The organism is uncultured Campylobacter sp., from assembly GCF_938040115.1.
Classification (GTDB): domain Bacteria; phylum Campylobacterota; class Campylobacteria; order Campylobacterales; family Campylobacteraceae; genus Campylobacter_A.
On sequence record NZ_CALHXD010000185.1, the window covers coordinates 1 to 4,861 of the forward strand.

The 4,861-nt window shown below is 46.7% G+C and carries 3 protein-coding genes; 1 reads left to right on the plus strand and 2 read right to left on the minus strand.

Annotated features, from left to right (window positions below):
* Positions 1-96 precede the first annotated feature (96 nt).
* Positions 97-1,119, minus strand: a complete 1,023-nt coding sequence (locus tag Q0314_RS06465; protein ID WP_298057636.1) for a UDP-N-acetylglucosamine--N-acetylmuramyl-(pentapeptide) pyrophosphoryl-undecaprenol N-acetylglucosamine transferase — start codon at positions 1,117-1,119, stop codon at positions 97-99.
* 187 nt (positions 1,120-1,306) lie between these two features.
* A complete protein-coding gene (locus Q0314_RS06470) occupies positions 1,307-2,467 on the minus strand; it encodes an FtsW/RodA/SpoVE family cell cycle protein (RefSeq protein ID WP_298057633.1) in 1,161 nt (386 codons plus the stop codon).
* 230 nt (positions 2,468-2,697) lie between these two features.
* Between Q0314_RS06470 and Q0314_RS06475 the strand changes: the two genes are divergently transcribed.
* On the plus strand, positions 2,698-4,861 hold a 2,164-nt coding region (locus Q0314_RS06475; RefSeq protein ID WP_298057635.1), incomplete at its 3' end, for a TonB-dependent receptor.

Below are 4,861 nucleotides of genomic sequence, written 5' to 3' on the forward strand. Positions count from 1 at the left end.
CTAGTTTACGAGCTACGAGAGCTGAAAGTGAATTTTATAAACTAATTTTCAAATTTGAAAAATAAAGATATTTAATTTTAATGCTCTGCCGTAAATTTAAATATCTTTTAAAATTTCATCCACGATTTTTCGTGCGCCGTCACTATCTATCTGCTTGGAAAGCTTGCTTGAAATTTGCGCTATATCCATCTCGTTTATCAAATTTAGCATCTCATCCGCATCGATCTCGCCGCCTTTTTGAAAGCAAAATTTGGCCAAATTTTGATCCACGAGAAATTTAGCGTTAAAAACCTGATGATTGTTTGCGGCGTAAGGATAAGGCACGAATACGGTAGGCAGTGCATTTGCCGTGAGTTCCCACAGTGTGCCCGCCCCTGCGCGGCTTATCGCTAGATCGGCACGGCTCATCTTAAGCTCTATTTTAGGATCAAAGTCAAAAAGCTCGAGCTCATCGCTGCTAAGACCAAGCTTCTTATACTCCTCTTGCAAGCTCTCAAGCCCGTTTTTGCCGCACTGATGGATGATTTTTACGCCTTTTTCTTTAAAAATCGGAGCCAGCTTTAAGGCTAGCGAATTTATCGCCGCCGCGCCCTGCGAACCGCCTAAAAATATCACCGTTTTTAGCTCGCTGCGAAGCCTAGCCGAGCTAAAAAATCTCTCCGCGACGGGATAGCTAAAAACAGGCTTAAAATACGAGCTAAAAAAGCCCTTTGCAAGCGGTTTTAAAAGCTTGTTTAGGTTGCCGATCACGGCGTTTTGCTCGTGGATAAAAAGCGGCGTGCGTGAGATAATCGCTGCAAATGACGCAGGCGCAGCGCTGTATCCGCCTACGCTAACTACGGCTTTTACGCCTTGGGTCTTAAAGATTTTGCGGCATTTAAAGGCTAAATTTAGGATATTAAAAAGCGAAAAAAGCTTGCCCAGCCCCTTTTTGTTTACAACTCCGCTGCTGGGTAGGAAAAATTTCTCGCTAAATGCGGCGTCGTTTTCAAACCACATTTTATCCTGTCCGCTGCTTGAGCCTACAAATATCGTCCTACATCCGCGCGATACCAGTTCTTCGTTTAGAGCTTTTGCGACAGCCAGGTGTCCGCCAGTGCCGCCTCCGCAGATAACGATAGCGCTGCTTTGCAGACTACTTTCGATTTTGTTTTGGGCTTCGCCGTTAGTCAAATTTGACGGCGAAATTTCAGCCGAAATTTGTTCTTTATCTTTTAAATTTTCGGGCGTCAAATTTTACTCCTTGTCGTTTAATTTCGGACGTTCAAATTTGAGTTTAAATTTGCGTTGCAAGTCAAATTTGAGCTCAATCTTTTACCTTTTTGCTCACCATCAGCACCATGCCGACCCCTATGCAAAGCGCTAGGATCGAGCTGCCACCGTAGCTTAGAAACGGCACGGCGATGCCTTTGATAGGCGTGATCGAGGTGATGCCGTATGAGTTCATGATAAACGAAAACGAGATGAGAAGCCCGACGCCGAGCGTAAAGAGGTGGTAGACTTTGTTTTCACTCCTTGACGAGACGCGAAAGATGCGGAAAAGCAAAATCAAAAGAAGCGACGTGATGATAAGTATCCCCAGCACCCCGACCTCCTCGGCGATACCGGCAAGTACGAAGTCCGTGTGCACTTCGCTCAAAAATCCGAGCTTAAACACGCCAGCTCCCAGCCCTTCGCCGAAAAATCCGCCGTGCTTTATCGCATTAAGCGAGTGCGAGATCTGATATGGCTCAGGTACGCCCTCGACGCGAAACATATTTGCCATACTTTCGGGCATTAGCGAAAGAACCATATTTTGCACCGTGCCCCACCATGATTTTATACGCAAAATTCGGTGCTCCGACGTAAAAATAGCGACAAAAGCAAGCACTGAAGCGCCCGCCATACCGATGACGAAAAGCCGCTTGCTAGTACCGGCAAAAAGCATCATAACGATAAGCGTAAGCGCCAAAACGACGACTTGTCCGAGGTCGTTTTGAAGAATAGCGATGAGATAAACGGCTATCAAAAACAAAAACATATAAGGCAAAATGAGCTTAAATTCCTGCTTTAGACTCTTTTTGCTGCCGTCGATCTTGCGCGCAAAACTCCATGCCAAAAAGTAAACGAAACCGATCTTAAAAAACTCAACAGGTGCCAAAGAAAAACCCGGCAAGCGTATCCAGCGCTTCGCACCGCCCGCATCGGTAACCAGCGAGCTAGGTAGCGCGTGCATAGCTCCCATCGCGATAGCGCAAAAGCCAAACAGACAAAAGCCGATCCAGACCATGGATTTGTCAGGATCTAGGCGCGAGATGCCCCACATCAAAAATATCCCGATCGCCCCCACGACAAGCTGTCTGATGAAAAAATGATAAGGCTCGTAGTTAAAAAAAAGCACGGTAAAAACGGGCAAGGATAGCGAAAAAACGATACCGATAGTAATGAGCGCGACGCAAGAGTAAAATATCCACTTATCCGCCTGCATTTTTCCCTTTCCCGAGTTAAATTTAAAGGCCGATTTTACTTAACTATGACTTACAAAGATGTTAATTGGATATTTATAAATTTCAAATTTAGTTCAAAAATCGTCCGAGAAAAATCAAAAATATACTAATATAAATTATATAGATGTAAAATTTTAATTTTGTATTAAGTAAACAATTTGTAACATACGCGCGTTATGCAAATTTAGCATAAAACCAATAAGGAGTCTAAATGAGAGTGAAATTTTCAGTTGCCGCATGTGCGGTTTTGGCGCTATTTGCAGCGCAAGCAAATGCCGCAGATACGGTTAAGCTAGAAGGCGTCGAGATAAACAGCGTCGGCGACAACATCAGCGAGAGCGGTATCAGCGAGGGCATCCTAGCTAAAAACGTACAAAACGGTATCCTAGCTGGCAAAAAGGTGCTAGACACCCCGTATCAGATAAGCACGATCACAAAAGAAACGATGAATCACCAAGGCGTGACCGGCTTTGAGGAGGCGGTGAAATACTTCCCGTCCGCGCAGGTTCAGATGAGAGGCGGCACCACGGTCGGTCGTCCGCAAACTCGCGGCTTTGAGGGTAGCGTCGTGGGTAATGTTTTTTGGGACGGTTTTTACGCTATTTCGACTACCGCGATCCCGATGGCGATGTTTGAGAGCTTGCAGATACAAAACGGTCTTGCCGGCTCGCTCTACGGCCCGCAAAATCCGGTCGGCGTCTTTAACTACACTAGAAAACGCCCGGTAGATAACGAGCACAGCATCTGGGCGGACTACGCTTCGCGAGAGCACTTTGGCGTGGGCGTGGATAGCTCGATGAAATTTGACAAGGTGGGCTATCGCGCGGTCGTATACGGCTCAGACGGCGCAAAACAAGTAAAAGACAGCAACTACCAGCGCCGTCTAACCAGTCTCACGCTCGAGTTTTATCCGACCGAGTCGCTTACGTTTGAGACTGCGGCTAGCTACTACGAGCACAACACTCACGGATTTGCGGGACTTTTTGCGCTTTACGTAAAAGACGGCATGATCAGAAACGACCTAAAGCTACCAGATCCGGTCGATAACAAAACTCCGGGCCTTGGTCAGCCATACGGCGGTATGAATCTAAAAACGACGACAGCTAGCGCTAAATTTAAATACGCTCCGAGCGAGGATTGGTATTTCGAGGGCGGATATCAGTTCCAGCGAGCCGATCGCCATATACACAGCGTCGTAAACAGAATCACCGATAAAAACGGCAACTACGATACCTATCACAGCGGCGGAGCGACCGCGGCGTATAGATTTGATCTACCTAGCGGCTATCTAAAGGCGGTCACGGACTTTGATACTTGGGGGCTAAACCATAACTTTAGCGTGCAGGCAAACGGATACAGATACGTGCAGTATCGTTACTCAAATTTAAGCACGACTACAAAAGCGGGCTCGGCAAATATCAACGATCCTAAAGTTTTCCCGCATCCAAACTCAAAAAAAGGCTCGAATTTATATAAACTCAGCACGACCGATATGAAAAATATCTCCGTGCTAGACGATATCACGATAAATGATAACTTTAGCTTGCTATTAAGCCTCTCAAACAGCTGGATCAAAGAGCGCACTCGCCCGGTCATAACCGCTACGCAAAGACAGCTAAAACCTATCGTGACCAAATACGACGAATCAGGCCTTAGCTACGGCGCGAGCCTGGTTTATAAACCTGTTGAAAACGTGAGCACCTATATTACCTTTGCCGATAGCTTGCAACAAGGCGGCAGTGGCACGAACACCGACGGCACGACTAGCGTGCTAAAACCGTATCGCTCGAAACAATACGAAATAGGCGCCAAAGCTCGTATAAACGAAATCGACTTTAGCACGGCGGTGTTTAGGATACAGCGCCCTATCTCCTATGTCGGCGGTAACGGCAGATACGACGTCCAAGGCGAGCAGGTAAATACGGGCTTTGAGTTTATGAGCGGCGGCAAAATCACGTCAAATTTAAGCGTTCTAGGCGGATTTACGCTGATAAACTCTAAATTTAAAGATCCGCTACTAAAAGGCGCAAACGGCAAAGTCGTAAACGGCGTGCCTAAACTAAACTCGAATTTGCTATTTGACTACGTCGTGCCAAATACCGAAAAGCTAGCATTTAGCGCAAATTTCCACTACACGAGCAAGATGTACATCGACGATCTAAACACTCAGGCTACGCCTAGCTTTTTTGTCACGGATCTTGGCGTGAGATACGTTAGCCGCGCCATGCTGGGCAAGCAAACCACCTTGCGCTTTAACGTAAATAACGTATTTAACAAAAAATACTGGGCGGGCATGTATCCTGCAAGCGCCGACGGCGCAGGCACCAGCGCTAGCGTTCTTGGCGTAGCTAACGGGCTAAGCCTGGGCGAGAGCA

Coding starts and splice junctions, on each gene's coding strand:
- Q0314_RS06470 (WP_298057633.1), bottom strand. CDS start 2,467: ATGCAGGCGGATAAGTGGATATTTTACTCTTGCGTCGCGCTCATTACT.